The following is a 26496-nucleotide window of genomic DNA, read 5'->3' on the forward strand; positions in this document are numbered from 1 at the left end:
TCAGGATTCCCGGCCGGACGCTGCGGACTGCAGTCCAGAGGCGAGCGCACGGTGGATGGCCGCGGCCGTGCGCTGTCCCATCCGGATGGCGCCGTCGACGTGCTGGTAGCCCTCGGCGGCGATGTCGGAGCAGGACCAGTAGATGGGACCGACCGGCGTGCGCTGGTCGCGTCCGTAGCGGTGCAGACCGCCGAGGTCGAAGCTCGACGCGTACGCGCCGCGCGTCCACTCCTCCGAGGCCCAGTCGGACTCGTAGTACACCTCGGGTTCGAGCGCCTGGGGGCCGAGGAACCCGGCGATCGAGGCGAGGATCCGTTCACGGCGCTCGTGCGGGGCGAGTTCGAACATCGCGTCGGCCTTCTCGTCCGAGATGAAGCCGACCAGGGTGCCGCGCGGGTCCTCGTGGTTGGTGTTGTCGTAGACCTCCTGGACGATCGAGTCGGCGCTGAACCCGGTTCCGGAGAGGCCTTCCTCGCGCCAGAACGGCGTGGCGTAGACGGCATGCACCTTGATCACGAGGCCCAGCGACTGGTGCTGGTGCATCTGGTGCTGCCGGCGCGGCAGCGGCGGCTCGTAGCTGATGCGCGAGTAGAGGTTGGGCGGAACGGCGACGACGGCGTACCGCGCGTTGACGGTCACCGTGTCCGAGACGACGGTGACTCCCTCCGCACTGTCACGCCCGTCCATGCCGCTCCAGCGGAGGGTGCGGACCGGACTCGAGAGGACCACGTCCTCCCCCAGTTCCGCGGCCATGCGCTCGGACACGGACTGCATGCCGCCGATGACGCGCTTGTCGAGGATGAAGTCCTCGTCCACGAGGTTCGAGAACGAGCCGGCGGTCGCTGCCATGAGGATCGCCTGCAGTGTGGAGAAGGAGTGGGCGGGCTTGGTCAGCATGCCACCGGCGATGAACAGGCCGATATTGTTGCAGGCCTCCTCGTCGTCCGACTGCTGCCGCAGCCAGTGGTGGAAGGAGATGGTGTCCAGGGCTCGGGCGTCGGGGTGGTTCCAGGGCGCTTCGGGTCCCGCCTCCGCCACGAGGCGGTCCAGGAGGGTGATGAGGCGCTCCATCTCCTCCCGCGTGTAGTCGCTGACGGGGAACATCTCCCCCGTATAGCGGACCGGCTTCCCGTCGGGGCCGATGTAGACGGAGTCGCCCTCGCGGTAGCGGGAGAACGTCCCCAGCCCCAGTTCGTCGAGGAGTCCGATGAGGGCGGTCTGGTCCGGGGAGACCCACTGGCCCCCGACCTCGATGACGGCACCGTCGATGACGTCGGTGTGCGTCCGACCGCCTACACGCTCCCGCGCCTCGACCACGGCGACCGAATGGCCGGCCTTCCTCAGTTCCCGTGCGGCGGTGAGGCCGGACGGCCCCGCTCCGATGACGACGACGTCGCGCTCGATGATCTTCACGTGTTCCTCCCGGGCCCGCATGACGCAGGCCACTAAATGAATGCCGTTCATTATTTCGCCCTACTATAGCCATGGGTGCCTCCGGAGGGAAGGGCGCGCCCGTAGAGTTAACGCCACCGCAACAGGGAGCAGGATCCATGACCGCAGCTTCATCGGCACCCCGGCGAGCGGGGCGGCCGCCACGCAGCGTCCTCTCGAGGAACCGCATCACCGCGGCGGCCCTCGACCTCATCGCCGCCGAGGGCTATGAGGGGCTGACGATGTCGGCCCTCGCCCGAAGGCTGCGCGTGGCACCCTCGGCCCTCTACAACCACGCCGAGTCGAAGCAGGAAGTGCTCCGGTGGGTGCAGGACCATGTCATGACCATGGTGGATTTCACCGCTTTCGCGGACGAGCCGTGGGACGAGGCCGTCCGGCAGTGGGCCTGGTCCTACCGGGAGGTCTTCGCGCGGCACGCGCCCCTGATCCCCGTCATCGCCGTCCTGCCGGTGACGGATGCCGCCGAGACCCTGCGCATGTACGAGGAGGTGGCCCAGGGCTTCCTGCGGGCGGGCTGGCCGGAGGACCGGATCGTACCGGCGATCGTCGCGCTGGAGTCCTTCATCTACGGCTCGGCGCTCGACGTGGCCGCACCGGGCGACATCTTCGACTCGGGCGCCCTGGCCCACCAGTTCCCCGTCTTCACCTCCGCGGTGCGCCACGCCACGGATGCGGCGGGCGCCGAAGGCACTGCCGACGCCGCCTTCCGCGCAGGGCTCGACGGCATGATCGCCGGCCTGCGCCAGCAGCTGGCGGCCTACTCGTCCTGACGCGCTACTCGTCCCGAGTCGCTATTCGTCCTGACGCGCGGGTCGGACGAGCTGTCCCATCCGGTACGCGGTGGAGTGCAGCACGTCGGAGAACGTGTCGCCGTCGCTGTCGAGCCAGTCGGTCAGCGCGATCTCGAACACCAGGACGCCGTACCGCGCCACCAGGCGTGCTTCAGGTCCGCCCACGCCCTGCCCCGCGAGCGCCTCGGCGACGACCCCTGCAAGGATGACGTTCTTCAGCAGCTCGCGTTCGCGCAGGCCCTGGTCCGAGCCGATGAGGGCACGCCGGGCCTGCAGTGCGGGCCTCCAGTCCTCGAACGGCCCGGCTGCCACCGCCTCGAACCCGTGCATCACGATCCCGAGCGGTGACAGGAATGCGGGAGCGCCGGCTACGAGGGGGGCGACGACCGCGGGGAGTTCCCGGTCTCGCAGGAAGAGCACCTCGCGCTTGTCCGGGAAGTGGCGGAAGAACGTGCGGGTCGTGAGGCCCGCACGGGCGGCGATCTCGGGGACGGACGTCGCCGCGTAGCCCTGTTCGGTGAAGAGCTCGAGTGCCGCACGTTCGAGGCGCAGCGCTGCGCCCGGTGCCCATCGACTCATGCGCCCACCCTAACCGATGACACGACATGCCGTCGCTTCGCAATGAAGACACACCGTGTCATCACACTTTGGTGCAACACCGGAAGAGCGGAATCGACCGTCCCCAAGGAGTCCCGGCCGTCGAGTGGAAGGGCGTCCCGCTCCGGATGCTGACGGCGCGACGGCTCATGAGCCTACTGATTGCTAGAAGGACTAGCTTTACGGATGCCGAGCTAGCTGTTACGGTCTGAGGACGGTCAAGCAACGGCCTACCCCTTTTGTCGATTATTCGAGGTTCGTCATGTCTGTTGCCCCTCTCTCCCCAGCCCCCTCGCAGCACGCGGAGTACGGCTCCCGGAGTGCCTGGTCGGACCTGGACGCCGTGGACTTCGCCCCTGCGCCGGGTTCGCCCGCTGCCCCCGGCCCGGTCGTTCCTGATGTCCCGCACGACCTGTCCGCCCTGTCCACCCGCGAGCTCCGCGTCCTGTGCAACCAGTTGTACCGCGTGCTGGACACCGATTTCCCACCCTTCGGCCTGCAGGAAGACTACGAAGCCGTGGTCGAGGTCCTCGCCGACCGGGAGGCCCGGGCGGCCGAACGCTCCGAGAGCGAGAAGCTGCGCGAGAAGTTCCGTGACAATCTGGTGAGCTCGCGCTTCGAGCTCTTCCACGACGGGATCATGGTGGGATACGTGAAGTACGACATGCGGGCAGGACGCATCCGCCTGCTGGAGACCGTCGTCGGTCCTGACCACCGCGGCTCCGGGCTTGAGCCCGTCCTGGTGCGGGAAGCCCTGCTGAACGCCCATCGCCGCCGACTCGCGCCGATCCCGTACTGCAGGCACGCACAGGCCTTCCTGGCCGAGAACCCGCAGTTCCGGGCGCTCATCCCGGTGGGCTGACAGCCCGTCAATGCAAGAAGGCCCGCAGCAGCGCTGCGGGCCTTCTTCGTGCTCGGTCGTCAGCCGGCATTCACCATACGGATGGCGTTCGTCAGCACGTCGAGGCCGTCCGCCAGCAGCTCGTCGGTGATGACGAGCGGCGGCAGCAGGCGGACGACGTTGCCGTACGTCCCGCAGGTCAGGATGATGACGCCCTCACGCAGGCACAGTGCCGCGATCGCCTTCGTCGCGTCGGCGTTGGGCGCCTTGCTCCCGCGCTCCACGAACTCGATCGCGAGCATCCCGCCGCGGCCCCGGAGCTCACCGACGATACTGTCGTCGCCCAGCTCGGCCTGCAGGGCGGCGAAACGCTCCGTGACCTGGGCCTCGATGTGCCGGGCGCGGCCGGCGAGGTCCTGTTCCTTCATGGAGGAGATCGCCCCCAGCGCGGCTGCGCACGCCACGGGATTGCCGCCGTAGGTGCCGCCGAGCCCGCCGGCGTGGACGGAGTCGAGCAGGTCCGCCCGGCCCGTGATGGCCGAGAGCGGCAGGCCGCCGGCAATGCCCTTCGCCATCGTGATGATGTCCGGCACCACGCCCTCGTGGTTCACCGCGAACCACTCGCCGGTGCGGCAGAAGCCCGACTGGACCTCGTCCGCGATGAAGACGACACCGTTGGCCTTGGCCCACTCGGCCAGGGCAGGGAGGAAACCGTCCGCGGGGACGATGAAGCCACCCTCGCCCTGCACGGGCTCGATGATGATCGCGGCGACCGACGAGGCGCCGATCTGCTTCTCGATCATCGTGATGGCGCGCTGCGCCGCTTCGGGCCCCGTGATCGCGGGGTTCTCCTCGCGGAACGGGTAGCTCATCGGCACGCGGTAGATCTCGGGGGCGAACGGACCGAAGTTGGTCTTGTAGGGCATGGCCTTGGCCGTCAGTGCCATCGTCAGGTTGGTGCGGCCGTGGTACGCGTGGTCGAACGCGACGACGGCATCCCTGCCGGTGGCCAGGCGTGCCACCTTGACCGCGTTCTCCACGGCCTCGGCGCCCGAGTTGAACAGGACGGTGCGCTTCTCGAAGTCGCCGGGGGTCAGCTCGTTGAGCTGTTCGGCGACGGCGATGTAGCCCTCGTAGGGCGTGACCATGAAGCAGGTGTGGGTGAAGTGCTCAGCCTGCTCCTTCACGGCCCCGACGACGGCGGGATCGGAGGCTCCGACGGTCGTCACGGCGATGCCCGAGCCGAAGTCGATGAAGGAGTTGCCGTCGACGTCGTGGATCACGCCGCCGTCGGCATCCGCGACGTAGACGGGGACGGTCGAGGCGACACCCTTGGCGACGACGGCGGCGCGCCGGGCGGCGAGTTCCGTGGACTTGGGGCCGGGGAAGTCACCGTTGATGCGGCGCTTCTGCTCGAGCCGAAAGCTCGGCGCGACCGCGCCGGAAGGAGTTGCGTACGTTGTCATGCGAGTTCCTTATCTAAACGGGACGATCAGACGTCGAGCACGCTCATGACGTGCTTGATGCGGGTGTAGTCCTCCACGCCGTACATGGAGAGGTCCTTGCCGTAGCCGGAGTGCTTGAAGCCGCCGTGCGGCATCTCGGCGGTGAGCATGATGTGCGTGTTGATCCACACGGCGCCGAAATCGAGGTCGCGGGAGACGCGCATCGCGGTTCCGTGGTTCGAGGTCCAGACGCTGGAGGCGAGGGCGTAATCCACGCCGTTGGCGAGCTCGACCGCCTCCTCCTCCGTGGTGAACGTCTGGACGGTGAGGATCGGCCCGAAGGTCTCCTGCTGCACCACGGGGTCATCCTGGCGGGCGCCGGTGATGATGGTGGGTTCGAAGAAGTAGCCCTTCGTCCCCGCACGCTTGCCGCCGGTCGCGATGCTGCAGTGGGCGGGCAGCGCGTCGACGACCGCGTTGACGGCGTTGAAGTGGTTGATGTTGTTGAGCGGCCCGAAGTAGTTCTGGGAGTCGTCCTCGCTGCCCGTCGTCAGGGTGGCGGTGTGGGCGACCATGGCGGCGACGAGTTCGTCGTGCGCCTCCTCCTGCACGAGCACGCGGGTGATCGCGGTGCAGTCCTGGCCGGCGTTGAAGAACGCGAACTCCGTGATCGCCTCGGCGGTCTTCGCGAGGTCGGCGTCGGCGAAGACGATGGCGGGCGCCTTGCCGCCCAGCTCCAGGTGTGCCCGCTTGAGATCCTTGGCCGCGGCGGTCGCGACAGCGATCCCGGCACGCACGGATCCGGTGATCGACACGAGGCCGGGCACGGGGTGCTCGATCATCGCGGCGCCGGTCTCGCCCGTGCCGAGCACGATGTTCAGGACGCCGTCGGGCAGGATGCCCTGCGTGAGGCGCGCCAGCACGAGGGTGGACTCGGGCGTGGTGTCACTGGGCTTGAGCACGACGGTGTTCCCGGCGGCGAGCGCGGGGCCGATCTTCCAGATGGCCATGAGGAACGGGTAGTTCCACGGGGCCACCTGGGCGACGACGCCGATGGGCTCCCGGCGCACGAAAGAGGTGTGGCCTTCGAGGTACTCGCCCGCGGACTTGCCTTCGAGGATGCGCGCGGCGCCGGCGAAGAACCGCAGCTGGTCCGCTCCGGCGGCCACCTCCTCGGCCGCGATCATCTCGCGTACCTGGCCCGTGTTGCGGTGCTGTGCCTCGACGAGCTCGTCGCTGGCGGCCTCGACGGCGTCGGCGAGCCGAAGCAGCAGGAGCTGGCGCTGACTGGGCGTGGTCCGCTTCCAGGTCGTGAAGGCGCGTGCCGCGGCCTGCATGGCGTCGTCGACGTCCGCCGGGGTGGAGACCGGTGACTGCGCCACCACTTCTCCGTTGGTCGGGTTGACGATGTCCAGGAGTTCGGTCCCGGCCGGCGTCACGAACACGCCGTCGATGTAGTTCTGAAGGGTCTCAGCCACGCTGCAGTGCCTTTCACGAGGTGGAGTCCGCGGGCAATCCGGATCCGACCGGCCGCAGGTATCGAGACGACGGTACCGGGACGAGGTAACCTCCGCCACGTATATCTGCACAGCAGATACCCGAAGGTCCCGTGCAGAGGCACAGGCGGCCGTAAGCTGGCTCCATGGCCATCACCTTTCCCGACCTTCTGTGCGATCCTGCACTCGGACTCGTCGCGGAGGGCCGTTCCGAAGCCCCGGCCCACTCCATCCAGTGGGTTGCGGTGACGGAGCTCGAGGATCCCCGGCCTTTCCTCAACGGCGCGGAGGTGGTCCTCACGACGGGTGTCCGGCTCAAGACGGGAGCTGCGCAACGGGCCTTCGTACGGCGGGTGCACGAGGCGGGTGCGCTGGCCCTCGGTTTCGGCGTCGGCCTCACCCATCGGAGGATCCCGCCGGCCGTGCTGGCGGAGGCGGACGATGTCGGCCTGCCCGCCTTCCGGGTCCCCTACGAGACCCCCTTCATCGCCATCGGCAAGAAGGTGGCCGACGCCTTGTCTGCCGACCACTATGCGGGCCTCGAGAACCTCCTGGAGGGGCATGCCGTCCTCGCATCGGCGCTGCTCGGGGCAGGAGGCCTCGGCTCCCTCCTCGGCGAGCTCGCCAGGATGCTCGGCACCGACGTCGCCCTCTTCCAGTACGGTGCGCGTATCGCGGGTGCCCCGGACCCTGCCCGGCCGCGTGTGGATCCCCCCGAGTGGCACCGGCTCCCGATCGCCACGGGACTCAAGGACCGGTGCACCCTCGCCATCGCGGAACCGTACGGGCATGCGGCGATCGTCGACTACGCGCAGAGCCTGATCTCGGTCGAGCTCACCAACCAGGCCAGGAACCGCACCGGAGCGCGGACCGCGGCCGGCCAGCTGCTGGAGGACGTGGTGCGCGGCAGCCTCGCCGGGGCGGAAGCCGCAGCCAGGCTCGCCAGTTCGGGCATCGACACCTCGTCCCGGCACAGCGTGCTGATCGTCGACGTCGCGTCGGGGCAACGCCGTGCGCTGCGGACGCTCCCCCTGCCCGACGGCTGGGACAGTGCCGCCGCCGCACTCGTGGACGAACGGCTCGTGCTCGTCCTTCCGGCAGGCGCCGCACCCGAGCCGGCGGACCTGAGCCGGTACCTGCACGGCGCCGGCCTCACCTCGCGCATCGGCGTCGGCGGGGCCTACGCGCAGCCGAACGGGCTGCGCTGGAGCTACTTCGAGGCACGCGAGGCGCTGCAGCGCGGCCAGTCCGTGAACCTCGCGGACCGGCTGAGCATCACCTCCCTGCTGATGTCGAGCGCCGACGTGCCCCTCGCCGACCTCGCCGGCGAGACCCTGAAACCCCTCGAGGCCTTCGACGAGGCGCACGGCGCAGGCCTCCTCGCCACCCTCCAGCGCTACCTCGACCTCGACGGCTCGGTCGCCGCCGTCGCCGCCGACCTCGACCTGCACCGCAACACCATCCGCTACCGGCTGCAGCAGGTCGTGACACTGACCGGGTACGATCCGGCGGTCACCGCGGACCGCGTCCACCTGTACCTCGCCCTCCGCGTGCGCGCTCTCGGCTGACCCGATCGGCACCCGTTCGCCACATCCGAGCGCGGCGGCACGGGAGGGAGGATAGCTCATGCAATAGTTGGACCTATCTACACCGGTCTCACAGTTCTTCGGGGGTATACATGCCAGTGCTTCATGCCGACGAGTGGGACCTGGAGGAGCTCGCCCGCCAGACGGCCCTGCAGGACTACCGGCTTCCTTACGGCGAGACCGACGGCGCCCCGGTGGACAGGCCCGACTACGAGACTCCCCCGGAGCTCCTCAACCTCGTGAAGCTCGCCGTACGGGTCAGCGGCATGGACGCGGGCGTCATCAACATCATCACCGCGGACCAGCAGCACCAGATCGCCGCCGTGGGGGTGGATGCAGGCGTCTGCTCGCGGGAGGACTCGATGTGCTCGAAGGTCTTCCGGTCCGGCTCCATCACCGCGCTCGCCGACGCGTCCCTCGACCCGCGCTTCGCCGACAACCCCTTCGTCAACGGCCGGATCGCGGACGTGCGGGCGTACGCGTCCGTTCCACTCGTCACCGGGAGCGGGTACGCGCTCGGTACCCTCTGCGTCTTCTCCCTCCGGGCGATCGGCTTCGGAGCGGAACAGCGGGAAGGACTCGAGATCCTCGCCCGGCAGGTGGTCGAGGTCCTCGAACTGCAGCTCACGACCCGCCAGCTGGTTGAAGCCCTCGAGGTGGTGCGCCGCAGCAACGAGGACCTCGCGGGCTTCGCCGCACGCGTCAGCCACGACCTGAAGAACCCCCTGACGGCGATCCTGGGCTACACGGAACTCAGCGAACAGGACGACGACGTCGAACCCTCGGGACCGGCGGCGCGCTACCTGAGCATCATCCGCGGCAGTGCCAGCCGGATGCTGTCCACGGTCGAGGAGGTCCTCGAATTCTCCCGGATCGGCGGGGCGATCAGCCGCCGGACGGTCCGCCTGGGCACGATGATGAACGCCGTCCTGCAGGACGTCCTGCCGCTCAGCAACGCCTACGATGCCGTCGTGTCGGTGCAGGACGCGCAGCTGCTGGTGGATCAGGCGCAGGTCACCGCACTCCTGCAGAACCTCGTCTCCAACGCCATCAAGTACTCGGCGGAGGGCAGGCCTCCGCGCATCGAGGTCCTTGCGAGCGTCGGCGAGACGCAGGTGCTGCGCGTCGTCGACCACGGCAGGGGCATCCCTGCGGAGGACCGGACGAGGGCCCTGGAGCCGCTCGTGCGCCTGCAGCGTGACGGTGATCCCGCGGGCAGCGGCATCGGCCTCGCGACCTGCACGCGGATCGCGGCCGCACACGGGGGCTCGATCAGCCTGACGGAGACGCCGGGCGGCGGCACGACCGTGACCGTGGACCTCGGCCCTGCAGCCTGACGCGGGCGTCAGCCTCCCGGGCTCCCGTGCCCCTACCGCTCCTGCGACTGCAGCTGCTGATTCTGGCCGGCGTATGCGAGCGGAAGACGGAACGTGAACGTCGAGCCCTCTCCCTCGACGCTCCGGCAGCTGATGGTGCCGCCATGGCGCTCCACGATCGCCTTCGAGATGGCGAGGCCGAGCCCGACCCCGGGGATGGCCGCGTTGCGTGCCGCCGAGGTCCGGAAGAACTTCGAGAAGACACCGCGGAGCTCCTCGGCGGACATGCCGCTGCCCTGGTCCGTCACGCTGCACTCCACCTCGCCGTCGACCTCCGCAGCGCGGACCGTCACGCGTCCTCCGCCGGGTGAGTACTTGACGGCGTTCGAGAGCAGGTTGTCGAGCACCTGACCGATCCGCGACGCGTCGCACAACGCCATAAGGCCTGGCTCCGTGGAGTCCTCGAAACGCACCTGGGGGTTGATGTTGCGCTCCCTGGCGTTGGCCACCCGCTGGACGACCAGTTCGGACAGATCCGTGGGAACGGGCGTGATCTCCGGTGAACCCTCGGCCGTCGAGAGCAGGTCCACCACGAGCTTGTGGAGACGCTCCGAGTTACGCGACACCACCTCGAGGCCGGAGGCGACCTCGGGCTGGAGGTCGGGCATACCGGTGAGAAGTTCGAGGTAACCCCGGATCGCGGTCAGGGGGGTCCGCAGTTCGTGGGACACCGTGGCCACGAACTCGTCCTTCGCGTTCAGTGCGGTGACGAGTTCGGTGACGTCGTTGAACGTCACGACCGAACCCTCCCGGAAGCCGGTTTGGTTGGTCATGAGGCGCGACGACGTCGAGAGCACCCTCTGGTGCGGCCGCTCGCCCCACCAGAGCAGGTAATCGGAGAAGACCTGGCCCTCGGCGGCGCGCCGCGTCGGTCGCCGCGCCTCGGGCATGGCCGACTGGCCGTCCTGCTGGAAAATTTGGAGGTCCGCCTCGGGGGTGTCGCCGGTACCGCCCGCGAGCGCCCGGAACTGCTCGAGCTTGCGGTTCGTGAGCATGGGACGTCCGGCCTCGTCCACGGCGATCAGTCCGATGTCCACGCTGTTGACCACGGTCTCCAGCAGTCGCTCGCGCCGCGCGCTCTCCTTCAAAAGGACCTGCAGGGCTCGGTCCTTCTCCTCCACGACCGCCTGCTGCGCCATCATGCTCGCCGTCATGACACGGATGGTCACGCCGATGGCGAGCATGATGAACGGCAGGAGAATGGACTGGGTCAGGGACTCCAGGTTCACCGCTGCATCAGTGACGAAGACCGGTGCCCAGACGATGCCGAGCGTGGCGAGGAAGCCCACCGCGAGGGCGGCGCGCGGGTAGAGCCCGGAGGCCGCCAGCCAGATCACGGGGAACACCGCCAGGAGGCCCACGCCGGTGATGACCGTGCCGGCGCCGTGGCGCATGAGTCCGATGGGGATGAAATCGAGGAGCGGGATGACCAGGAAGGTGGCGTGGGGAAGGCGGTCCCAGGGCACGAGCACGCACACGGCCAGCAGCACGACCTGCAGTCCCACGCCGATCAGGAAGGACTGGCTCGCCAGGAGGTCGCGGTGGAACAGGAAGCCCCCGACGACGATCAGCAGGACCGTAAGTGAGAGCGGCAGCTGGCTGAGGACGACACGCATCCTAAGGGTCAGTTCGTGGAACTGCCGGGTGTTGAGCGTGAGGTAGGACAGCACTCTGTCCATCGGCTGATCCCCCTGTCCGTCGTCGAGCCGTTCCGCCGCTGCTTGACGGGGCAGGCGTCCATCGGCGCGCCGGCTTCCACAGAATAGCGCGGGAGCCCGAGTATTACGGGTGCCGAAAGTGCCGCTGCACCTCAAGATCACATCAAGTTCGCTGCAACTACCCGCTGATCGGAGCGAAGCTCCGTCATTGGTCCGGACGACCCTGCGGCGTAGCGTTTAATGAGGACCATGACTGCCGCCCCGGAGACACGCCGTGCACTGGTTGTTGAGGACGACGTAGATATTCGGGGGCTGCTCGTGCAGATCCTGAAGCGTGAGGGCTTCGAGGTGGCCGAGGCCTCCACGGCACGCGAAGGACTCGAGAAGGCCCGTGCAGGGGCCGACCTCATCACGCTCGACCTCAACCTGCCCGACGGCGACGGCGTGGAGGTCTGCCGTGCAGTCCGTGAGTTCTCCGACGCCTACATCCTGATGATCACGGCCCGTACGGACGAGATCGAGCGCCTGACCGGCCTCGAGACCGGCGCGGACGACTACATCAGCAAGCCCTTCAGTCCGCGCGAGCTCGTCGCCCGCATCAACTCCCTCTTCCGCCGCCAGAGCCGCCAGGCGGCCGTCGACGTCGCCAACGCCGACGAGCGCCAGCGCGCCGCGGAGGTCCAGAAGAACCTCCTCCCCCGCGCCGACCTGCGAATCCAGGACTACGAGCTCGCCGGGCGGTTCCGACCGTCGCGCAGCGTCGGGGGTGACTTCTACGACTGGTACGGCACGCCGGACGGACTGCACCTCACCGTCGCGGACGCGATGGGCAAGGGCATGGGTGCCGCGCTGATCGCAGCGACCGTCCGCGCGATCATGCGGTCCGTGGCGCCCCAGCCGAGCATCGAGACCGCCTTCGCGACGGCGGCGCGCGCGACGGAGGCGGACCTCGAGCAGACCAGCTCGTTCGTCACGCTCTTCCACGGGCGCCTCGATGCCGCCACCGGCGTCGTCGGATATGTCGACGCGGGCCATGGCCTCGCGCTGCATGTCGCGGCCGACGGTGGGGTCACGCGGCTCTCGTCGGGCGGACCACCCGTCGGTGCGTGGCCGGACCAGGCGTGGCCGCCCGGCACGGTCAGCCTCCGGCCCGGCGACTCCCTGGCCATCGTGAGCGACGGCCTGCTGGACATCTATGAGACGGTGGACCAGTTCACCGAGGCGGTGGCGGGCGTCATCACGGCCGCCTCCAGCGCGGAGGACGCCTGCGCGGTCCTGCTGGACATGGCCGACGTGCCCGAGGTGGCCGACGACGTCACCGTCGTCGTCCTCCAGCGCCTGCAGGGCTGACCGGCGCCGGGGAGCGACGCCGCTCCCAGGGACACCCCACAACACTTCAGGAACGCGGACAGGGATCGGAAGAGGACGTACACATGGAATTCACCACGCAGGACAAGGGACGCTACACCGAGGTGTCGGCCAGCGGCCGCCTGAACATGGTCGCGGCGCCCAAGCTGCGCGAGGTCATCGACCAGGTGGTCAGCGCGGGCGGCAAGCGGATCGTCGTCAACCTCGCGGACACCAGCTTCATGGATTCCTCCGGCCTCGGCGCGCTGATCGGCTGCCTCAAGCTCGCCCGGCAGTCGGGCGGGGACCTGCGCATCGCCGCCGTGCAGCCGCAGGTCAACATGGTGCTCGAACTGACCAGCATGCACCGCGTCCTGACGCCGCACGCAACACCCGAAGAAGCCTTCCTCAATGACTGACATCCTGGCCCGGCGCACCCTCGAGAAGCCGGCGGGCGAGCAGGCGATCGAGGACCTGCACGGCATCCTGGACCAGCTGTGGCTCGACGCGGCCTTCGTGCCCGCGCTGGACCAGATGGCCTTCACCACCGCCGTGATCGAGGCCGCCAGCAACGTGGTGCAGCACGGCGTCCCCGAGGCCGGGTGCGACCTCCTCCTCGGAGTCGACCTCACCGTCGCCACCGGACGCCTCCGTGCGGTCATCAGCGAGATCGGGGCCGCGCCACTCGACCCGGTGCCCGACCTCGACGGACCACCCCCGACCTCCGACCCGGACGCGCTGCTCGAGGACTACGACGAATCCGGCCGCGGACTGTCGATGATCCGGGCACTCGTCACCACGGTCACGGTCGAACGCCAGGGCGATACGAACGTGTGGGTCCTGTCCCGGGACTCCGGCGCAGGGAACTGACCCCCTCGCGGCGTCCGCCCCGCTAGGGCAGTGGCGGCCGCCCCAGGAACGCCGCGATGTCCGCATAGACCGCCCGGGACTCCGGCAGGCGCGGCAACGCAGGGAAGACGTGGAACCCGCCCGGGTAGACCTTCAGGGTGACGTCGGCGCCGACGGCGACCGCCCTGTCCCGGAACACGGTCGCGTCCGCCATGCACACGTCGCGGGTGCCCTGGTAGATGCGCGTGGCCGGCACCGTGGCCAGCAGATCATCAGGGGCGCATGCGGGGCTGATCAGCGGTGTCCTCGGATCGTCGCCCCGGGCCCACCACAGCCCGGCCTGCACGCCACCGGCCACGGAGAGCATCGGGTCGACGGCGTCGTACTTCGGGATGGAGGGATTGGTGGCCGTGACGTCGAGCCACGGGGAGAACGCGACGATCCGGCCGGGCGCGGGCAGGCCGGCGTCGCGGAAGGCCCACGGCTGGGCGATGGCGAGCGCGCCGCCGGCGGAATCCCCCATCAGCGTCACCTCATCGGGCGCCGCGGTGCGCAGCACCTCACGGTAGACGCTCACCAGATAGGGAAAAGCCTCGCGGTAGGTGCTCTCCGGAGCGAGGCGGTAGAGGGGAACGGTCACCGCGGCGCCCGTGCGCCTGGTCAGCTCGGCGATGATCCACCAGTGCGGGCGGCTGAGTTCGTTGATGTAGATGCCGCCATGCGTGTAGACGATGTGCGACCGCGTGGCCCCGCGGAGCGGGCGGACCGTGATCGTGCGCACGCCGTCGACCCGCTTCTCCTGGACGGTATGGGTCTGCCTGAAGGTCCACGGGATGGCGGCCGTCGACGGGTAGGTCCGGCCCGGGTACTTCGAGTTCACCCAGTCGGTGCCGGTCAGGTTCCTCTTGGTGGGGAGGAAGCCGATCAGCCGGGACGCGAGGCGCATCGGCCGTGAGCCGTCCTTCGCACTCGGTTCGATCGCCTTCGTGCCTGCTGCGTATCCGCGGGTCATGGGCACAGCCTAGGGGAACCGAAGCCGGCGCCGCCTCTGTCATGCTGGTCAGGGCCCTTCTGCCGCCCGTCGATCTGCCGTCCGTCGACGAACAGGCGCAGCGCCCGGCCGCACCCGTTCCGGTCCGCCGAAGGAAGAGATGGATACCGCTTCGCACATTGCCCTCGCCGCCGACCTCCTCGGCGTCTTCTTCTTCGCTGTCTCCGGCTCCCTGCTGGCGGCGCGCAAGGGCTTCGACATCGTCGGTTCGCTCCTCCTCGCCTCACTCGCATCACTGGGTGGCGGTGTGGCCCGGGACCTCATCATCGACGTTCCACCAGCGGCCTTCACCACTCCCGCCTACCTGCTGCCTCCGCTCCTCGCCACCGTGCTCGTCTACTTCGTCTTCTCCGGCGTGGAGCGCGTCAAGCGGGTCCTAGTGATCTTCGACGCCGCCGGACTCGCCCTGTTCTGCATCACCGGTACGATCAAGGCACTCGAGGTCGGGCTGAATCCCGTGTCCGCGGTCCTGCTCGGGGTGACCACCGCCGTCGGCGGAGGCCTGCTGCGCGACGTCGTCGCCAACGAGATCCCGCAGCTCTTCGACCCGCGCGACATCTACGCCCTGCCCGCACTGCTCGGCGCCGTCGTCGTCACCGCGCTGTACCTGACGGGGACCTTCACGCTCCTCACGGGCACCGTGGCGGCGTCGCTCGTGTTCACCCTGCGTGTCCTCGCCTGGCGCTACGGCTGGCACGCCCCGCTCGCAGCAAGGACGTCCACCGTACGGAGGTGATCCGGGCGCGGGGCGCGGCGGCTAGGATGGGAGCATCCCCACCACCACTCCTGGAGTACTCGTGACTGAGCTGTTTGCCGACAAATTCCGCGCCCTCGTGCCCTCGTACTTCGAGGGCGAGTGGGCCGAGGAGGACGGCCTGTCCGACGCCGAGCTCGCCCAGATGCTCGAGGGCAAGGACTTCGAACTGCCCCTGGCGCTCCGCGAGTTCTACCGTGCGGTCGGAGCCACCGAGGACATCATGGAGGCCTATCATTTCTTCTGGGATCCCGACGAGCTGGAGATCGAGGACGGCTTCCTGCTGTTCCTCGAGGACGAGGACGAGCAGTTCACGTGGGGCATGAGGGCGGACCAGCTGGACGTGCCGGACCCCATCGTCTGGCGGCGTAACAACGCGCGGGGCGAGTGGCAGAGCGAAGAGGGCACGTTCAGCGAATACGTGCTCGACCTGTTCGAGTGGGTCTTCGAGGAGGACGACGAGGACTGATGGAGTTCGCCCACCACGCCCCCGAGGGTTACCAGTGCCCGTTCTGCGACCTGGCACGCGACGACTTCAGCAACCCGAAGAACCTGTGCCGCCCCGGCGACGTCATCTACTCGGACGACCTCGTGCTGGCGTTCATCGCCTCCCACGGCTTCGAGCCGAACCCCGGCCACGTCCTCATCACCCCGCGCGCGCACGTCGAACTGCTCTATGAACTGCCCGACGACGTCGCTGCCCGCATCATGACCCTCACACGCGACATCGCGATCGCCATCAAGCGGGCATGGACCCCCGACGGCGTCTCCACGCGGCAGCACAACGAGCCCGCCGGCAGCCAGCACGTCTGGCACTACCACCAGCACGTCCTCCCCCGCTGGCACGACGACGGCTTCTACTTCACGCCGAAGCGGCCGATCGTCGACCCTGCAATCAGGGCACGGAAGGCCGACGAACTGAGGGCTTTCCTCCCCGCGGCGTAGCCCCGCCCGTACCGTTCCCGGCCCCCCGTTCCCGGCGCTGCAGGCCCCGCCGAGACCTGCTGACGCAGCTTCGTGCACGGGTTTTGGGCAACAAGAGCGTGTCCTACGACGACACGCCGGTTATCAGAGTCAGTTGCCCAGTAAAGCCGTGCACGAGACCACACGTGGCGCCGATATCAGCGGATGGGTCGGCGCCCGAGGGCCTTGAAGACCATGGCGAGAAGCTCCTCCGGCTGGAACATGACGTCCTCGTAGCAGAAGCGAAGCACGGTGTAGCCGCCGATGACAGTCATGTTGTTCCGCATGCGATCGCGCCGGACTGCCCGCCGGTCCGAGTGAAATGCGGCACCGTCGATCTCCACGACGAGGCATTCCTCGACCAGGAAGTCGACCCGCCCCACGCCCGCTATCCGGACCTGGGAGCGAACACCGAGACCGGCCCCGCGCAGCAGCAGCCGCGTGACGACCTCGATCGGTGATTCGCCGGTGAGGTCGACCGATGCCAAGGCTGCGCGAGCCCTGCCGTTGCGCTTTCCAGGCAGCCGAGACTCGAGGAACGCCGCCACGGTGTCACCGCGTCGGAGAGCACACTCGACCATCGGGACCGACTCGTCGGCATGGCGGCACTGCAGCACGTGCACCAGCACGTCGGCCAAGCCGACGAGTGGCAGCCGAGGGTGCGGAGGAACGGTGACGACGCGATGGTTGATGCAGCCGGCGACCGAGCGGGTCGGCCGGCTGACATGCACGCCGATCGCGGGCCGGACGCGCCACAGCCCGTAGTGGACCGCGGCGGAGACGCACGTGAGCCGTGCTCCGGCACCCACCGCCTGGATGAACTCCGGTGGCGCGCCGGGGAGGGCCAGGACCCCCCGGCGAACGCGGAGAAGCCTGCCGTCGCCGATAGCGCGCTCGATCACCCGCTCCCCCACCCCGCGCTTCAGCAGGGCACCCGTGGACGCCACACCGCCCGATACCGCGAGAATCTGCTCGATCGTCATGGACCAACCCAAGAGGCTGCCGCCCGTGATCGGCGCTGGACCCACGGCTATGTGGGCGGGCCGCGGGTACAGCGACATACGGATGTCGCTGCCAATGGGAGGGTAGGGGCGGCGACACGTGAGGGTGCGGCGTCGTGCACGCGTTTCGCCATGAAGGACGCGTGTCGTCCCGGGACACGCCGGTTATCAGCGACACTTCCGTGAGAAAGCCGTGCAGGAAGCCGCAGGAACGACGGCGAGGCGCACGACGAAGGCGCAGGAACGACGGGCGCGGCAGCCGCGGGAGGGGCTAGACGTCCCTGCTGACGACGGCCTGCGCGAAGCTCGCCAGTGCCTGCTTGACCGTGCTGTCCGGCAGGGGCTCGAGGGCGGCCACGGCGTCATCGGCCCACTGCTGCGCCACGGCCCACGCCTCCTGCGTCTGGGGGTGGGAGCGAACGGCTTCGACGGCGTCCGCGAGCGCCTCGTCCGAGGAGAGGTCGCTGTCGACGAGGGCGATGACATCGGCCGCCGACGCATCCCCCGCGGCCGCGGCGCGGCGCAGCAGGATGACCGGCAGGGTGGGGACGCCCTCGCGCAGGTCCGTGCCGGGCGCCTTGCCCGACGTGACCTTCAGGCCGGTGACGTCGATGACGTCGTCGGCGAGCTGGAACGCGACACCGACCTTCTCCCCGTAGGAGACCATGACGTCGACCACCTCGGGCGGGGTGTCCGCGAACAGGGCTCCGAGCTGGCCCGACGCCGCCACGAGCGAGCCGGTCTTGTCCGCGATCACGGAGAGGTAGTGCTCGAGGTCGTCCTGGCCGTCACGCGGGCCGACGGTCTCATGCAGCTGGCCCAGGCACAGCCGCTCGAAGGTACGGGCCTGGATGCCGAGGGCCTCGCCGCCGAGTTCGGAGACGAGGATCGATGCCCGGGCGAAGATGAGGTCGCCGGTGAGGATGGCGACGGAGTTGCCCCACACCTCGTGCGCGGTGGGTGCGCCCCGGCGGTACGGCGCGGAGTCCATGACGTCGTCGTGGTACAGCGTGGCGAGGTGCGTCAGTTCGACGACGACGGCCGCCTGGACCACCTTGGCATGGGTCGGGTTGCCGAGGTGGGAGGCGAGGATGGTGAGGAGGGGGCGGATGCGCTTGCCGCCGGCCTCGACCAGGTGGCGGCTCGTGGCATCGGCCAGGGGATCCGAGTGGGCGATGGCTCCGCGAAGCTGCTTCTCCACCTCGGCGAGGCATGACGAGACGGACGGCCCCAGGTCCGGGTCCTCGGCGATGAGGGCGAAGCCGGGAGGCAGACGCAGGGCGTCGGCGTCGTCCGGGATGTCCGCCGTGTCCAGCGCGCTGTTCGGACCCACGCTGGTCCACCCGGAGTTGAAGGATTGTGTCACGGTCTAAGACTAACCAAGTGGGGCGGCGCTTTGCGCACGCAGGTAGCCCGTCAGGGACGGCTGGTTGGAGGTGGGCGGCACGAGCGACTCGAGCAGGTGGATGACGCGGTCCTCGAACCCGCGGCCGCCGGCGTCGGTCAGGTTGGCGAGCATGCGCACCACGAACCGCATCAGCACGGGCACCGGCATGCCGGTGCGCAGCGCCAGCGAGAGGATCGCGGGCTTGCCGATTAGCTGCGCGAAGACGCGTCCGAGCGTGAAGTGGCTGCCCCACTGCTCCCGCACGTACGGCGCGTACCCGGACATCACCTGGTCGCGCCCGAGCGGCGACGCCACGCCCTGGGCCCTCGCGATGAACTCGGCCGCGTAGCGTGCGGATTCCATCGCGTAGGAGATGCCCTCGCCGTTGAACGGGGACACCATGCCGCCGGCGTCGCCGAGGAGCAGCAGCCCGGGGCTGTAGTGCGGCGTGCGGTTGAAGCCCATGGGCAGGGCCGCACCGCGGATCTCGCCCACCTGGTTCGCCGGCGTGAAACCCCATTCGGGCGGCATGCCCGCGGTCCAGTCGCGCAGGACCTGCTTGTAGTCGAGCTTCCCGAACTCCGCGGACGAGTTGAGGATGCCGAGGCCCACGTTGGACGTGCCGTCGCCGACGCCGAAGACCCAGCCGTAGCCCGGCAGCGGCTTCCCGGTGGCGTCCGGGAGTTCCAGCCACCCTTCCATCCAGTCGTCGTTCGTCCGGGGGCTCGTGAAGTAGGTCCGGACGGCGACGCCGAGGGGCCGGTCGTCGCGCTTCTGCAGTCCGAGGCTGACGGCGGTGCGCGTCGAGTTGCCGTCGGCGGCGAGGACGACGTCGGCGGTGAAGGTGCGCGTGTCGCCCGTCTTGCGCCCGTCGGCGTCGAGCAGGTTCGCGGTCACCCCGGTGACCCGGTCGGCGTCGTCGCGCAGCGCGGAGGAGACGGAGTGGCCCTCGAGGATCGTGGCTCCGGCGGCCCGGGCGTGCTGCGCGAGTGCCTCGTCGAAGCCGAGGCGCGTGCGGACCAGGCCGTAGTCGGGGAAGTCGCTCAGCTCGGGCCAGGGCACCTCGACGGTGCGCTTGCCCGCGATGAGGCGGAGCCCCTTGTTGCGGCGCCACCCCTCGCTCTCGTCGTGCGGGAGGCCGAGGAGCTGCAGTTCCCGTGTGGCGCGGGGGGTCAGGCCGTCGCCGCACACCTTTTCGCGGGGGAAGTACGTCTTCTCGAGGACCGTGACCTCGATGCCGGCGCTCGCCAGGTAGTAGGCCGCCGTGGAGCCGGCGGGGCCGGCCCCGACGATGAGCACGGACATCTAGACGGCCGCCGAGGTGCGGCGCAGGCGGACCTGCCCCGGCAGGAGCGGCTCCTCGCCGGGCGCCGCGGGCGCCTTGGTGGCGCGGTGGACGGCGACGATGCCGCCGTTGAGGTTCCGGTATTCGACGTCGTTCCAGCCGCTCGCGCTGATCCACGCCGCGAGCTCGTCCTGGTTCGGCCAGGCACGGATGGACTCGGCGAGGTAGACGTACGCGTCGGGGTTCGAGCTCACCTTGCGGGCGATCGCCGGGAGCGCCCGCATCAGGTACTCGGTGTACGTGGTGCGCCAGAGCGCGACGGTGGGCGAGGAGAACTCCGCGATGACCAGGCGGCCGCCCGGGCGCGTGACGCGGAGCATCTCCGCCAGGGCCTTCTGCGGCTCGTGGACGTTGCGGAGCCCGAAGGAGATGGTGCTCGCATCGAAGGAGTTGTCCGCGAACGGCAGGTTCGTGGCGTCGCCGGCGACGAAGTCGATGTCCGGCCGCCTGCGCTTGCCCACCTTCAGCATGCCGAGCGAGAAGTCGCAGGCCACGACGTCGATCCCGGCGTCCGCGTACGGCTCACTCGAGGTGCCGGTGCCGGCCGCGAGGTCGAGCACGCGCTGGCCCGGTTCGGCCCCGACCGCGTCGACGACGATGCGACGCCAGCGGCGGGTCTGCCCCAGCGACAGGACGTCGTTGACGACGTCGTACTTGGGGGCCACGTCGTCGAACATGGCCGCTACTTCGTCAGGGCGCTTCTCCAGGGATGCACGATTCACCCGCTCATTGTCTCAAACAAACACCCCGCACCTAATCGGCGCCGATCCCCGATCCCGGCGGCGCCGGGCAGCCCCGGCCGGGCCTCGCGGGACGTGCCCAAGCTCACGGTCCGGCACGGATGCGGCGTGGAGCCGCGGAGTACGCTTGGAGCATCATGAGCACTCCGTCCCTCACCGCGCTGACGCCTGCGCCCGGACACTCCCGCGGGCTCCGCAGCATCACGGTGGGACGCGGCGCCATGGATCCCCGGTCCGGCCTCCTCGAGTACGTGGTGCGCAACGATGCCCACACCTGGATCCGTCGCGGCGGCGGGCTCGTCGCCTACGGGGAGACGGCGAGATTCACCGGAACGGGGCCGGACCGCTTCACGCAGGCCCAGGAATGGTGGCGCCGCGAACTCGCCGGCGCGGAGGTCCTGGACGAGCTGGGCGTCCCCGGCTCCGGCCTCATCGCCTTCGGGTCCTTCGCCTTCTCCAAGACCTCCCCGCACGAATCGCGCCTGATCGTCCCGGAGGTGGTGGTCGGCTGCAGCGAGGGAAGGAGCTGGCTGACCTACATCACGGACGACGCCGAGGCCGAGTTGAGCGCCTCCGCGGCGGAAGCGGCACTCGCCGCCTACCTCGCCGCCCCCGACGCCGACCGCTCCCCCAGCCCCGGTGACAGCCTGGGCCCGGGCGTCCTCAGCGAGGACCAGTACAAGCTCGCCGTCGCGGAGGGCGTGAAGCACGTGCAGGCCGGTGAGCTGAGCAAACTCGTGCTGGCGCGCGACGTCGTCGCGCACCTCGAGACGCCGGTGGCCACCGCCCAGGTGCTGCGCGAGCTCGCCGTGCGGTACGAGGACTGCTGGACGTACGCCGTCGACGGACTCATCGGCTCCACCCCGGAGATGCTCATCAAGGTGGAGGACAACACGGCCCGCGCGCGGGTCCTCGCCGGCACCCTCGACCGGGCCGATGCTCCTGACGGCGATCCCGGTTACGCCGACCGCGTCCTAGCCGGATCGGAGAAGCAGCTCCACGAGCACCAGATCGCCATCGACTCGCTCACCGAGACCCTCGAGCCCTTCACGAGCTCCATGACCTCACACAGCGAGCCCTTCGTCCTGCAGCTACCGAACGTCTGGCACCTCGCCTCGGACGTCACGGCCCAGCTCGCCCCCGACGACGCCGGCCAGGTCCCCACGTCGCTGGCCCTGGTCCAGGCGCTGCACCCCACCGCGGCGGTCTGCGGGACGCCCACGACCGTCGCCGGAGCCCTCATCCGCGAACTGGAACACCTCGAGCGCGGCCCCTACGCGGGGCCCGTGGGCTGGATCGACGCCGGCGGCAACGGTGAATGGGGTATCGCCCTGCGCGGAGCGGTCATCGAAGCGCCCACCCGCGTCCGGCTGTATGCGGGCTGCGGCATCGTGGAGGGCTCCCAGCCCGAGGCCGAGCTGGCCGAGACGTGGAGCAAGTTCCGGCCCATGACCGAGGCCCTCGGGCTCGGGCCCTCACGCGGGACTCTGGTTACCAATAGGCAATAGCTGTAGCCTGTGATGCACATCTCCCTTTCGTCGCTAGAATCAGCAGGACCTTTTTTCCGTTCCATTCCGCCCGTCCAAGTGAGGTATCCATGTTTTCCAAGAAATCCGCAATGCTGGCCGCGATGGCCGCCGGCGCCCTCGCGCTGAGCGCCTGCGGCGGAGGTTCCGAAGACGCCGGCTCCGGCTCCAGCGCCGGCTCCGCCGAGGAGAGCGGCCTGAACCTCGTCTCCGAGGGCTCGCTGACCGTCTGCTCCGACATCCCCTACCCGCCCTTCGAGTTCGAAGAGAACGGCGAGTACACCGGCTTCGACATGGACCTCATGAAGGAGATCGCCTCGGGCCTTGATCTCGAGCTCGCCGTCCAGGACGTCGAGTTCAACGGCCTCCAGAGCGGCGCCGTCCTCGCCGCCCGCCAGTGCGACATCGGGGCCAGCGCGGTCACGATCACCGAGGAGCGCATGGCGAACCTCGCGTTCTCGGACCCGTACTACGACTCGCTGCAGTCCCTCCTCGTTCCCGCGGATTCCGACATCGCCTCGATCGACGACCTCGCCGGCAAGAAGGTCGGCGTCCAGCAGGGCACCACCGGCGAGACCTACGCCACGGAGAACGCGCCCGAGGCAGAGCTGGTCGCGTTCCCCTCGGACGCCGAGATGTACGCCGCGATCCAGGCGGGCAACGTCGACGCCCTCCTGCAGGACCTCCCGGTCAACATCGGCCACACCGAGGACGGCTCCTTCACCATCGCCGAGGAGTACCCCACGGACGAGCAGTACGGCTTCATCATGGCGAAGGACGGCAGCGAGGCGCTGGTCACCGCCGTCAACGAGCAGCTCACCACGCTCCGCGACAACGGCAAGTACCAGGAAATCTACGACGCCTACTTCGCGGAGTAATACACCCCCTGCCCGCGCGGCGCCGGACGTCCTGGACACCGGCGCCGCACGGGTGCCACTTCCCGAAGGAAGGTAGTCCCCCCGCGTGAAACGATCGACACGCAGGCGCCTGATCCAGGGCGTCCTCTACGCGGTATTCGCCGCCGTAGTCCTCCTCATCGTCCTCGCCGCCGACTGGGCGAAGATCCGATCCAACTTCTTCGACCTCGACGTCGCCGCCGCCTCCTTCCCGGAGATCATCACGATCGCCGCGAAGAACACCGTCGTCTACACGGCCATCGCCTTTCTCGGCGGATTGCTCCTCGGGCTCATCCTCGCCCTCATGAAGCTCTCGCCGGTCCTGCCGTACCGCTGGCTCGCCACCGGCTACATCGAGCTCTTCCGTGGCCTTCCCGCCCTGCTGGTGATCTTCGCCTTCGCCTACGCGGTGCCCATCGCCTTCCAGTGGCGTCCGCCAGGTGGCAACGCGGGTGCGGGCCTGATCGCCCTCATCATCGTCTCCTCGGCCTACATCGCGGAGACGATCCGCGCCGGCATCGAGGCGGTGCCCAAGGGACAGGTGGAGGCCGCCCGCTCACTCGGCATGAACTCCGCGTGGACCATGGTGACCGTCGTCCTCCCCCAGGCCTTCCGGATCATCACGCCTCCCCTGACCAACGAGCTCGTGATCCTCATCAAGGACACGTCCCTCCTGTTCATCGCAGGTATGGCCATCGGCGACCGTGAGCTGACCACGTTCTCGCGCGACGCCCTGACCAGCCAGGCGAACGCGACGCCGCTCGTGGTGGCCGCGGCGATGTACCTGATCATCACGCTGCCGCTGACCCAGCTGGTCGCGAAGCTCGAACGACACAACAAGAGAGGCCGGTGATTCCGGTGTCCCATCCAGCATCGGGTGCCACGGCACCGGGCTCGACGGCGGCTGTGCCGGCCATCGAGGTCCGGGCGCTCTGCAAGACCTTCGGCAGCAACGAGGTGCTCAAGGGCATCGACTTCCACGTGGACCAGGGCGAGGTGGTGTGCGTGATCGGCCCCTCGGGCTCCGGCAAGTCGACCCTGCTCCGCTGCGTGAACCGGCTCGAGGAACCCACCACGGGCACGGTGATGGTGGAGGGCATCGACATCACGGACAGCGAGACGGACCTCGACGGTGTGCGCACGCGTATCGGCATGGTCTTCCAGCAGTTCAACCTCTTCCCCCACCTCACGGTCCTGAAGAACCTGACCCTCGCACAGCAGCGTGCCAAGCGGCGCAGCAAGTCCGAGGCCACGGAGATCGCGCGGAGGAATCTCGCCAAGGTGGGCCTCGCCGAGAAGGCCGACGCCTTCCCCGCACAGCTCTCCGGTGGCCAGCAGCAGCGAGTCGCCATCGCACGCGCGCTCTCCATGGACCCTGACATGATGCTCTTCGACGAGCCCACCAGCGCGCTGGACCCCGAGCTCGTCGGTGACGTCCTCGAGGTCATGAAGGATCTCGCGAAGGAGGGCATGACCATGATGGTGGTCACGCACGAGATGGGATTCGCCCGCGAGGTCGGCGACCGCGTCGTCTTCATGGACGGCGGCGTCGTCGTCGAGCAGGGCAAGCCCGAGGACGTCCTCGGGAACCCGCAGCACGAGCGGACGAAACTGTTCCTGTCGAAGGTGCTCTAGCCGGGCACCGGCCGGGCACCGTCGGCCACCGCATGGCGGATTCGGGCGTGGAGGTCCCGGAGCGTACTGCGGTCCGTCCAGACCTCGAGGATGGAGCGGCCCCGAATGGGCCGCTCCATCGCCGTATCCAGCTCCTCCAGCGTGGTCGCCCGCTCGTAGTGCAGCCCGTACGCAGCGGCGAGCGCGGCGAGGTCCACGGTGTGCGGCGTCCCGAACAGGCGCTCGACGGCGGCCCCGTACCGCTCCGTGGTCGCCTCCGCGCCGTGCTCGAGGAGACCGAAGATGCCCCCGCCGCCGTCGTTGAGCACCACGATGTGGAGGTCCGGCTGCGGTTCGCCGCTGCCGAGGAGCAGCCCGCCGACGTCGTGCAGGAACGTCAGGTCGCCCAGCAGCACGCGGGTCGGGATCCCGGCGGCGAGCGCCACGCCCGTCGCCGTCGAGACGGTGCCGTCGATCCCGGCCAGTCCCCGGTTGGCGAAGACCTCGAGGGGGTGCCAGTCGGTCGCGGCGACGAGGTCGACGTCCCGGATGGGGTTGGAGGAGCCGAGCACCAGGTTCCCGTCCGTGTGCTCCCACACCGCGTCGGCGACATGCAGGCCGGTGATGCGGTCCTCGTCCGCCAGCAGGGACTGGACGGCGGCTTCCGCCGTCGCTCCCGCCTCCCGCCACGAGCGGAGCCAGCCGTCCTCGCCGCGTCCCGCGAACTCCAGCAGCTCGGGCAGGGTTTCGATGATGCGCTCGGTGCGCCGGCCCTCCTCGAACCAGGCCACCGGCGCGGGCAGGTACAGGGCGTGCTCGACGTCGGCCCGGGCGAGGAGCGCGGTGACCGGACGGGACAGCGTGGGGCGGCCGAAGGTCACCACGCGCGTGATGGCCGGGCCGAGGTGTTCGAGCAGCAGCCGGTAGGGGGCGATTGCGCTGGCTCCGAAGCGCGCGTTCGACGACGGTTCGGCGAGCAGCGGGAGCCCCAGGTGCGCGGCGAAGACCGCGGCCAGCTCTCCCGCTCCGTGTCCGGCGACGACGACGGTCCGGGTACCGTCGCGCTGCCCGGTCACCGGCGCCGGGGCCCCCGTCGCTGCAGCCGGACCCGCCGCGGGTCCGGCTAACGGGGCCGCGGCGGGACCGGGCGTCGCGCCGGAGGGCACGAGCGGATCGCGGTAGGCGAGGTTCAGGTGCACCGGCCCGGGCGGCTGGGTGGGCGCGCCGTTCACCGGCCGTCCGAGGGCGGCCCGCAGGGCGTCCGTGATCGGGCCGGTCGGATCCTCACCGGCTCCCAGGTCGAGACCCGCCCGCACGTGCACGCCGAACAGGTCCGGCTGCACGGTGGTCTGGTTGGCGCCGGTCCCCCGCAGCTCGCCGGGACGATCGGCGGACACCACCACCAGGGGGACCGCTGCATGGTTGGCCTCCATGACGGCCGGCAGCAGCTCCCCCACTGCCGTCCCCGACGTCGTCACCACGGCGGCGGGGCGCTGGGCGCCGAGTGCGAGACCCAGGGCGGTGAAGGCGGCCGACCTCTCGTCGATGCGCACGTGCAGTCGGACGCGGCCCGCGGCCTCCGCGTCGGACAGCGCGTAGGCAAGGGGTGCGCTGCGGGAGCCGGGCGCGACGACGACGTCCACGACACCGCCTGCCACGAGGGCTGCGACCGCGCGGGCGGCCGAGGCGGCGGAGTCGAGCGGAGCGGGAGGGGGCGTCGCTGGTGTCGTCACGGTCCCATCCTTCCACCCGGATGCGGGCGCACCCCCTCGCAGGAAGGG

The 26496-nt window shown here is 69.6% G+C and carries 25 protein-coding genes; 14 read left to right on the forward strand and 11 right to left on the reverse strand.

Annotated elements, in window-relative coordinates:
* On the reverse strand, window positions 1-1434 hold the full coding sequence (locus ACX80H_RS06200) for a flavin monoamine oxidase family protein (RefSeq protein WP_459313375.1): 1434 nt from the start codon (window positions 1432-1434) through the stop codon (window positions 1-3).
* A 116-nt stretch (window positions 1435-1550) separates the two neighbouring features.
* Between ACX80H_RS06200 and ACX80H_RS06205 the strand changes: the two genes are divergently transcribed.
* Window positions 1551-2222: a TetR/AcrR family transcriptional regulator gene (locus ACX80H_RS06205; protein WP_459311804.1), complete on the forward strand. Its 672-nt coding sequence runs from the start codon at window positions 1551-1553 to the stop codon at window positions 2220-2222.
* Window positions 2223-2243: 21 nt separating this feature from the next.
* Here the strand turns inward: ACX80H_RS06205 and ACX80H_RS06210 are convergent, their stop codons facing one another.
* Window positions 2244-2822: a TetR/AcrR family transcriptional regulator gene (locus tag ACX80H_RS06210; RefSeq protein WP_459311806.1), complete on the reverse strand. Its 579-nt coding sequence runs from the start codon at window positions 2820-2822 to the stop codon at window positions 2244-2246.
* A 280-nt stretch (window positions 2823-3102) separates the two neighbouring features.
* On the opposite strand from ACX80H_RS06210, the gene ACX80H_RS06215 reads away from it, so the two are divergent.
* Window positions 3103-3702 (forward strand): GNAT family N-acetyltransferase, encoded by a 600-nt coding sequence (locus ACX80H_RS06215; protein WP_459311808.1) that lies wholly within the window; start codon window positions 3103-3105, stop codon window positions 3700-3702.
* A 59-nt stretch (window positions 3703-3761) separates the two neighbouring features.
* Here the strand turns inward: ACX80H_RS06215 and gabT are convergent, their stop codons facing one another.
* Both gabT and ACX80H_RS06225 read right to left on the reverse strand, forming a co-directional pair.
* A complete protein-coding gene (gabT, locus tag ACX80H_RS06220; protein ID WP_459311810.1) occupies window positions 3762-5147 on the reverse strand; it encodes a 4-aminobutyrate--2-oxoglutarate transaminase in 1386 nt (461 codons plus the stop codon).
* Between the two features lie 26 nt (window positions 5148-5173).
* A complete protein-coding gene (locus ACX80H_RS06225) occupies window positions 5174-6604 on the reverse strand; it encodes an aminobutyraldehyde dehydrogenase (RefSeq protein ID WP_459311812.1) in 1431 nt (476 codons plus the stop codon).
* Window positions 6605-6768: 164 nt separating this feature from the next.
* On the opposite strand from ACX80H_RS06225, the gene ACX80H_RS06230 reads away from it, so the two are divergent.
* On the forward strand, window positions 6769-8190 hold the full coding sequence (locus ACX80H_RS06230; RefSeq protein ID WP_459311814.1) for a PucR family transcriptional regulator: 1422 nt from the start codon (window positions 6769-6771) through the stop codon (window positions 8188-8190).
* A 110-nt stretch (window positions 8191-8300) separates the two neighbouring features.
* Window positions 8301-9545 carry a sensor histidine kinase gene (locus tag ACX80H_RS06235; RefSeq protein ID WP_459311816.1) on the forward strand — a complete coding sequence of 415 codons (1245 nt, stop codon included), beginning with the start codon at window positions 8301-8303 and terminating at the stop codon, window positions 9543-9545.
* A 32-nt stretch (window positions 9546-9577) separates the two neighbouring features.
* Here the strand turns inward: ACX80H_RS06235 and ACX80H_RS06240 are convergent, their stop codons facing one another.
* Window positions 9578-11263, reverse strand: a complete 1686-nt coding sequence (locus ACX80H_RS06240; protein ID WP_459311817.1) for a sensor histidine kinase — start codon at window positions 11261-11263, stop codon at window positions 9578-9580.
* 228 nt (window positions 11264-11491) lie between these two features.
* Here ACX80H_RS06240 and ACX80H_RS06245 point away from each other — a divergent pair, with 228 nt between their 5' ends.
* The 3 genes from ACX80H_RS06245 to ACX80H_RS06255 all read left to right on the forward strand — a co-directional run bounded on the left by ACX80H_RS06245 (window position 11492) and on the right by ACX80H_RS06255 (window position 13459).
* The gene (locus ACX80H_RS06245) at window positions 11492-12592 is read left to right on the forward strand and encodes a SpoIIE family protein phosphatase (protein ID WP_459311819.1); all 1101 of its coding nucleotides are present in this window, start codon (window positions 11492-11494) and stop codon (window positions 12590-12592) included.
* An 83-nt stretch (window positions 12593-12675) separates the two neighbouring features.
* Window positions 12676-13008: an STAS domain-containing protein gene (locus ACX80H_RS06250; protein WP_459311821.1), complete on the forward strand. Its 333-nt coding sequence runs from the start codon at window positions 12676-12678 to the stop codon at window positions 13006-13008.
* Window positions 13001-13459, forward strand: a complete 459-nt coding sequence (locus ACX80H_RS06255; protein WP_459311823.1) for an ATP-binding protein — start codon at window positions 13001-13003, stop codon at window positions 13457-13459. The genes ACX80H_RS06250 and ACX80H_RS06255 overlap by 8 nt, the downstream gene beginning before the upstream one ends.
* A 22-nt stretch (window positions 13460-13481) precedes the next feature.
* Here the strand turns inward: ACX80H_RS06255 and ACX80H_RS06260 are convergent, their stop codons facing one another.
* On the reverse strand, window positions 13482-14450 hold the full coding sequence (locus ACX80H_RS06260) for an alpha/beta hydrolase (protein ID WP_459311825.1): 969 nt from the start codon (window positions 14448-14450) through the stop codon (window positions 13482-13484).
* 139 nt (window positions 14451-14589) lie between these two features.
* Here ACX80H_RS06260 and ACX80H_RS06265 point away from each other — a divergent pair, with 139 nt between their 5' ends.
* From ACX80H_RS06265 to ACX80H_RS06275, 3 genes are all read left to right on the forward strand, one after another.
* Window positions 14590-15225 (forward strand): trimeric intracellular cation channel family protein, encoded by a 636-nt coding sequence (locus ACX80H_RS06265; RefSeq protein WP_459311827.1) that lies wholly within the window; start codon window positions 14590-14592, stop codon window positions 15223-15225.
* A 61-nt stretch (window positions 15226-15286) separates the two neighbouring features.
* A complete protein-coding gene (locus ACX80H_RS06270; protein ID WP_459311829.1) occupies window positions 15287-15712 on the forward strand; it encodes a hypothetical protein in 426 nt (141 codons plus the stop codon).
* Entirely contained in the window at window positions 15712-16188 is a 477-nt protein-coding gene (locus ACX80H_RS06275; RefSeq protein ID WP_459311831.1) for an HIT family protein, read from the forward strand. The genes ACX80H_RS06270 and ACX80H_RS06275 overlap by 1 nt, the downstream gene beginning before the upstream one ends.
* A gap of 176 nt (window positions 16189-16364) precedes the next feature.
* On the opposite strand, the gene ACX80H_RS06280 is transcribed toward ACX80H_RS06275, so the two are convergent.
* The 4 genes from ACX80H_RS06280 to ACX80H_RS06295 form a co-directional block, all read right to left on the reverse strand.
* Entirely contained in the window at window positions 16365-17189 is an 825-nt protein-coding gene (locus ACX80H_RS06280) for a DUF559 domain-containing protein (protein WP_459311833.1), read from the reverse strand.
* Window positions 17190-17478: 289 nt separating this feature from the next.
* The gene (locus tag ACX80H_RS06285; RefSeq protein ID WP_459311835.1) at window positions 17479-18573 is read right to left on the reverse strand and encodes a polyprenyl synthetase family protein; all 1095 of its coding nucleotides are present in this window, start codon (window positions 18571-18573) and stop codon (window positions 17479-17481) included.
* Window positions 18574-18582: 9 nt separating this feature from the next.
* Window positions 18583-19899 (reverse strand): geranylgeranyl reductase family protein, encoded by a 1317-nt coding sequence (locus ACX80H_RS06290; RefSeq protein WP_459311837.1) that lies wholly within the window; start codon window positions 19897-19899, stop codon window positions 18583-18585.
* Entirely contained in the window at window positions 19900-20661 is a 762-nt protein-coding gene (locus ACX80H_RS06295) for a demethylmenaquinone methyltransferase (RefSeq protein ID WP_459311839.1), read from the reverse strand.
* 155 nt (window positions 20662-20816) lie between these two features.
* Between ACX80H_RS06295 and ACX80H_RS06300 the strand changes: the two genes are divergently transcribed.
* The 4 genes from ACX80H_RS06300 to ACX80H_RS06315 all read left to right on the forward strand — a co-directional run bounded on the left by ACX80H_RS06300 (window position 20817) and on the right by ACX80H_RS06315 (window position 24736).
* Complete coding sequence (locus ACX80H_RS06300) at window positions 20817-22187, forward strand: isochorismate synthase (RefSeq protein ID WP_459311841.1); 1371 nt, start codon at window positions 20817-20819, stop codon at window positions 22185-22187.
* 89 nt (window positions 22188-22276) lie between these two features.
* A complete protein-coding gene (locus ACX80H_RS06305; RefSeq protein ID WP_459311843.1) occupies window positions 22277-23083 on the forward strand; it encodes a transporter substrate-binding domain-containing protein in 807 nt (268 codons plus the stop codon).
* Window positions 23084-23168: 85 nt separating this feature from the next.
* Window positions 23169-23954 carry an amino acid ABC transporter permease gene (locus ACX80H_RS06310; RefSeq protein ID WP_459311845.1) on the forward strand — a complete coding sequence of 262 codons (786 nt, stop codon included), beginning with the start codon at window positions 23169-23171 and terminating at the stop codon, window positions 23952-23954.
* 5 nt (window positions 23955-23959) lie between these two features.
* Window positions 23960-24736 carry an amino acid ABC transporter ATP-binding protein gene (locus tag ACX80H_RS06315; RefSeq protein WP_459311846.1) on the forward strand — a complete coding sequence of 259 codons (777 nt, stop codon included), beginning with the start codon at window positions 23960-23962 and terminating at the stop codon, window positions 24734-24736.
* Here ACX80H_RS06315 and menD read toward each other — a convergent pair.
* Complete coding sequence (gene menD, locus ACX80H_RS06320; RefSeq protein WP_459311847.1) at window positions 24733-26448, reverse strand: 2-succinyl-5-enolpyruvyl-6-hydroxy-3-cyclohexene-1-carboxylic-acid synthase; 1716 nt, start codon at window positions 26446-26448, stop codon at window positions 24733-24735. The genes ACX80H_RS06315 and menD overlap by 4 nt on opposite strands.
* Window positions 26449-26496 lie beyond the last annotated feature (48 nt).

The sequence above is a fragment of the Arthrobacter pasteuri genome, from assembly GCF_054510955.1.

What these genes read in the sequence shown, in the direction of transcription:
- ACX80H_RS06200 (WP_459313375.1), bottom strand. Translation starts at nt 1,434, where the DNA reads ATGCGGGCCCGGGAGGAACACGTGAAGATCATCGAGCGCGACGTCGTC.
- ACX80H_RS06205 (WP_459311804.1), top strand. Translation starts at nt 1,551, where the DNA reads ATGACCGCAGCTTCATCGGCACCCCGGCGAGCGGGGCGGCCGCCACGC.
- ACX80H_RS06210 (WP_459311806.1), bottom strand. Translation starts at nt 2,822, where the DNA reads ATGAGTCGATGGGCACCGGGCGCAGCGCTGCGCCTCGAACGTGCGGCA.
- ACX80H_RS06215 (WP_459311808.1), top strand. Translation starts at nt 3,103, where the DNA reads ATGTCTGTTGCCCCTCTCTCCCCAGCCCCCTCGCAGCACGCGGAGTAC.
- gabT (WP_459311810.1), bottom strand. Translation starts at nt 5,147, where the DNA reads ATGACAACGTACGCAACTCCTTCCGGCGCGGTCGCGCCGAGCTTTCGG.
- ACX80H_RS06230 (WP_459311814.1), top strand. Translation starts at nt 6,769, where the DNA reads ATGGCCATCACCTTTCCCGACCTTCTGTGCGATCCTGCACTCGGACTC.
- ACX80H_RS06235 (WP_459311816.1), top strand. Translation starts at nt 8,301, where the DNA reads ATGCCAGTGCTTCATGCCGACGAGTGGGACCTGGAGGAGCTCGCCCGC.
- ACX80H_RS06240 (WP_459311817.1), bottom strand. Translation starts at nt 11,263, where the DNA reads ATGGACAGAGTGCTGTCCTACCTCACGCTCAACACCCGGCAGTTCCAC.
- ACX80H_RS06245 (WP_459311819.1), top strand. Translation starts at nt 11,492, where the DNA reads ATGACTGCCGCCCCGGAGACACGCCGTGCACTGGTTGTTGAGGACGAC.
- ACX80H_RS06250 (WP_459311821.1), top strand. Translation starts at nt 12,676, where the DNA reads ATGGAATTCACCACGCAGGACAAGGGACGCTACACCGAGGTGTCGGCC.
- ACX80H_RS06255 (WP_459311823.1), top strand. Translation starts at nt 13,001, where the DNA reads ATGACTGACATCCTGGCCCGGCGCACCCTCGAGAAGCCGGCGGGCGAG.
- ACX80H_RS06260 (WP_459311825.1), bottom strand. Translation starts at nt 14,450, where the DNA reads ATGACCCGCGGATACGCAGCAGGCACGAAGGCGATCGAACCGAGTGCG.
- ACX80H_RS06265 (WP_459311827.1), top strand. Translation starts at nt 14,590, where the DNA reads ATGGATACCGCTTCGCACATTGCCCTCGCCGCCGACCTCCTCGGCGTC.
- ACX80H_RS06275 (WP_459311831.1), top strand. Translation starts at nt 15,712, where the DNA reads ATGGAGTTCGCCCACCACGCCCCCGAGGGTTACCAGTGCCCGTTCTGC.
- ACX80H_RS06280 (WP_459311833.1), bottom strand. Translation starts at nt 17,189, where the DNA reads ATGACGATCGAGCAGATTCTCGCGGTATCGGGCGGTGTGGCGTCCACG.
- ACX80H_RS06290 (WP_459311837.1), bottom strand. Translation starts at nt 19,899, where the DNA reads ATGTCCGTGCTCATCGTCGGGGCCGGCCCCGCCGGCTCCACGGCGGCC.
- ACX80H_RS06300 (WP_459311841.1), top strand. Translation starts at nt 20,817, where the DNA reads ATGAGCACTCCGTCCCTCACCGCGCTGACGCCTGCGCCCGGACACTCC.
- ACX80H_RS06305 (WP_459311843.1), top strand. Translation starts at nt 22,277, where the DNA reads ATGTTTTCCAAGAAATCCGCAATGCTGGCCGCGATGGCCGCCGGCGCC.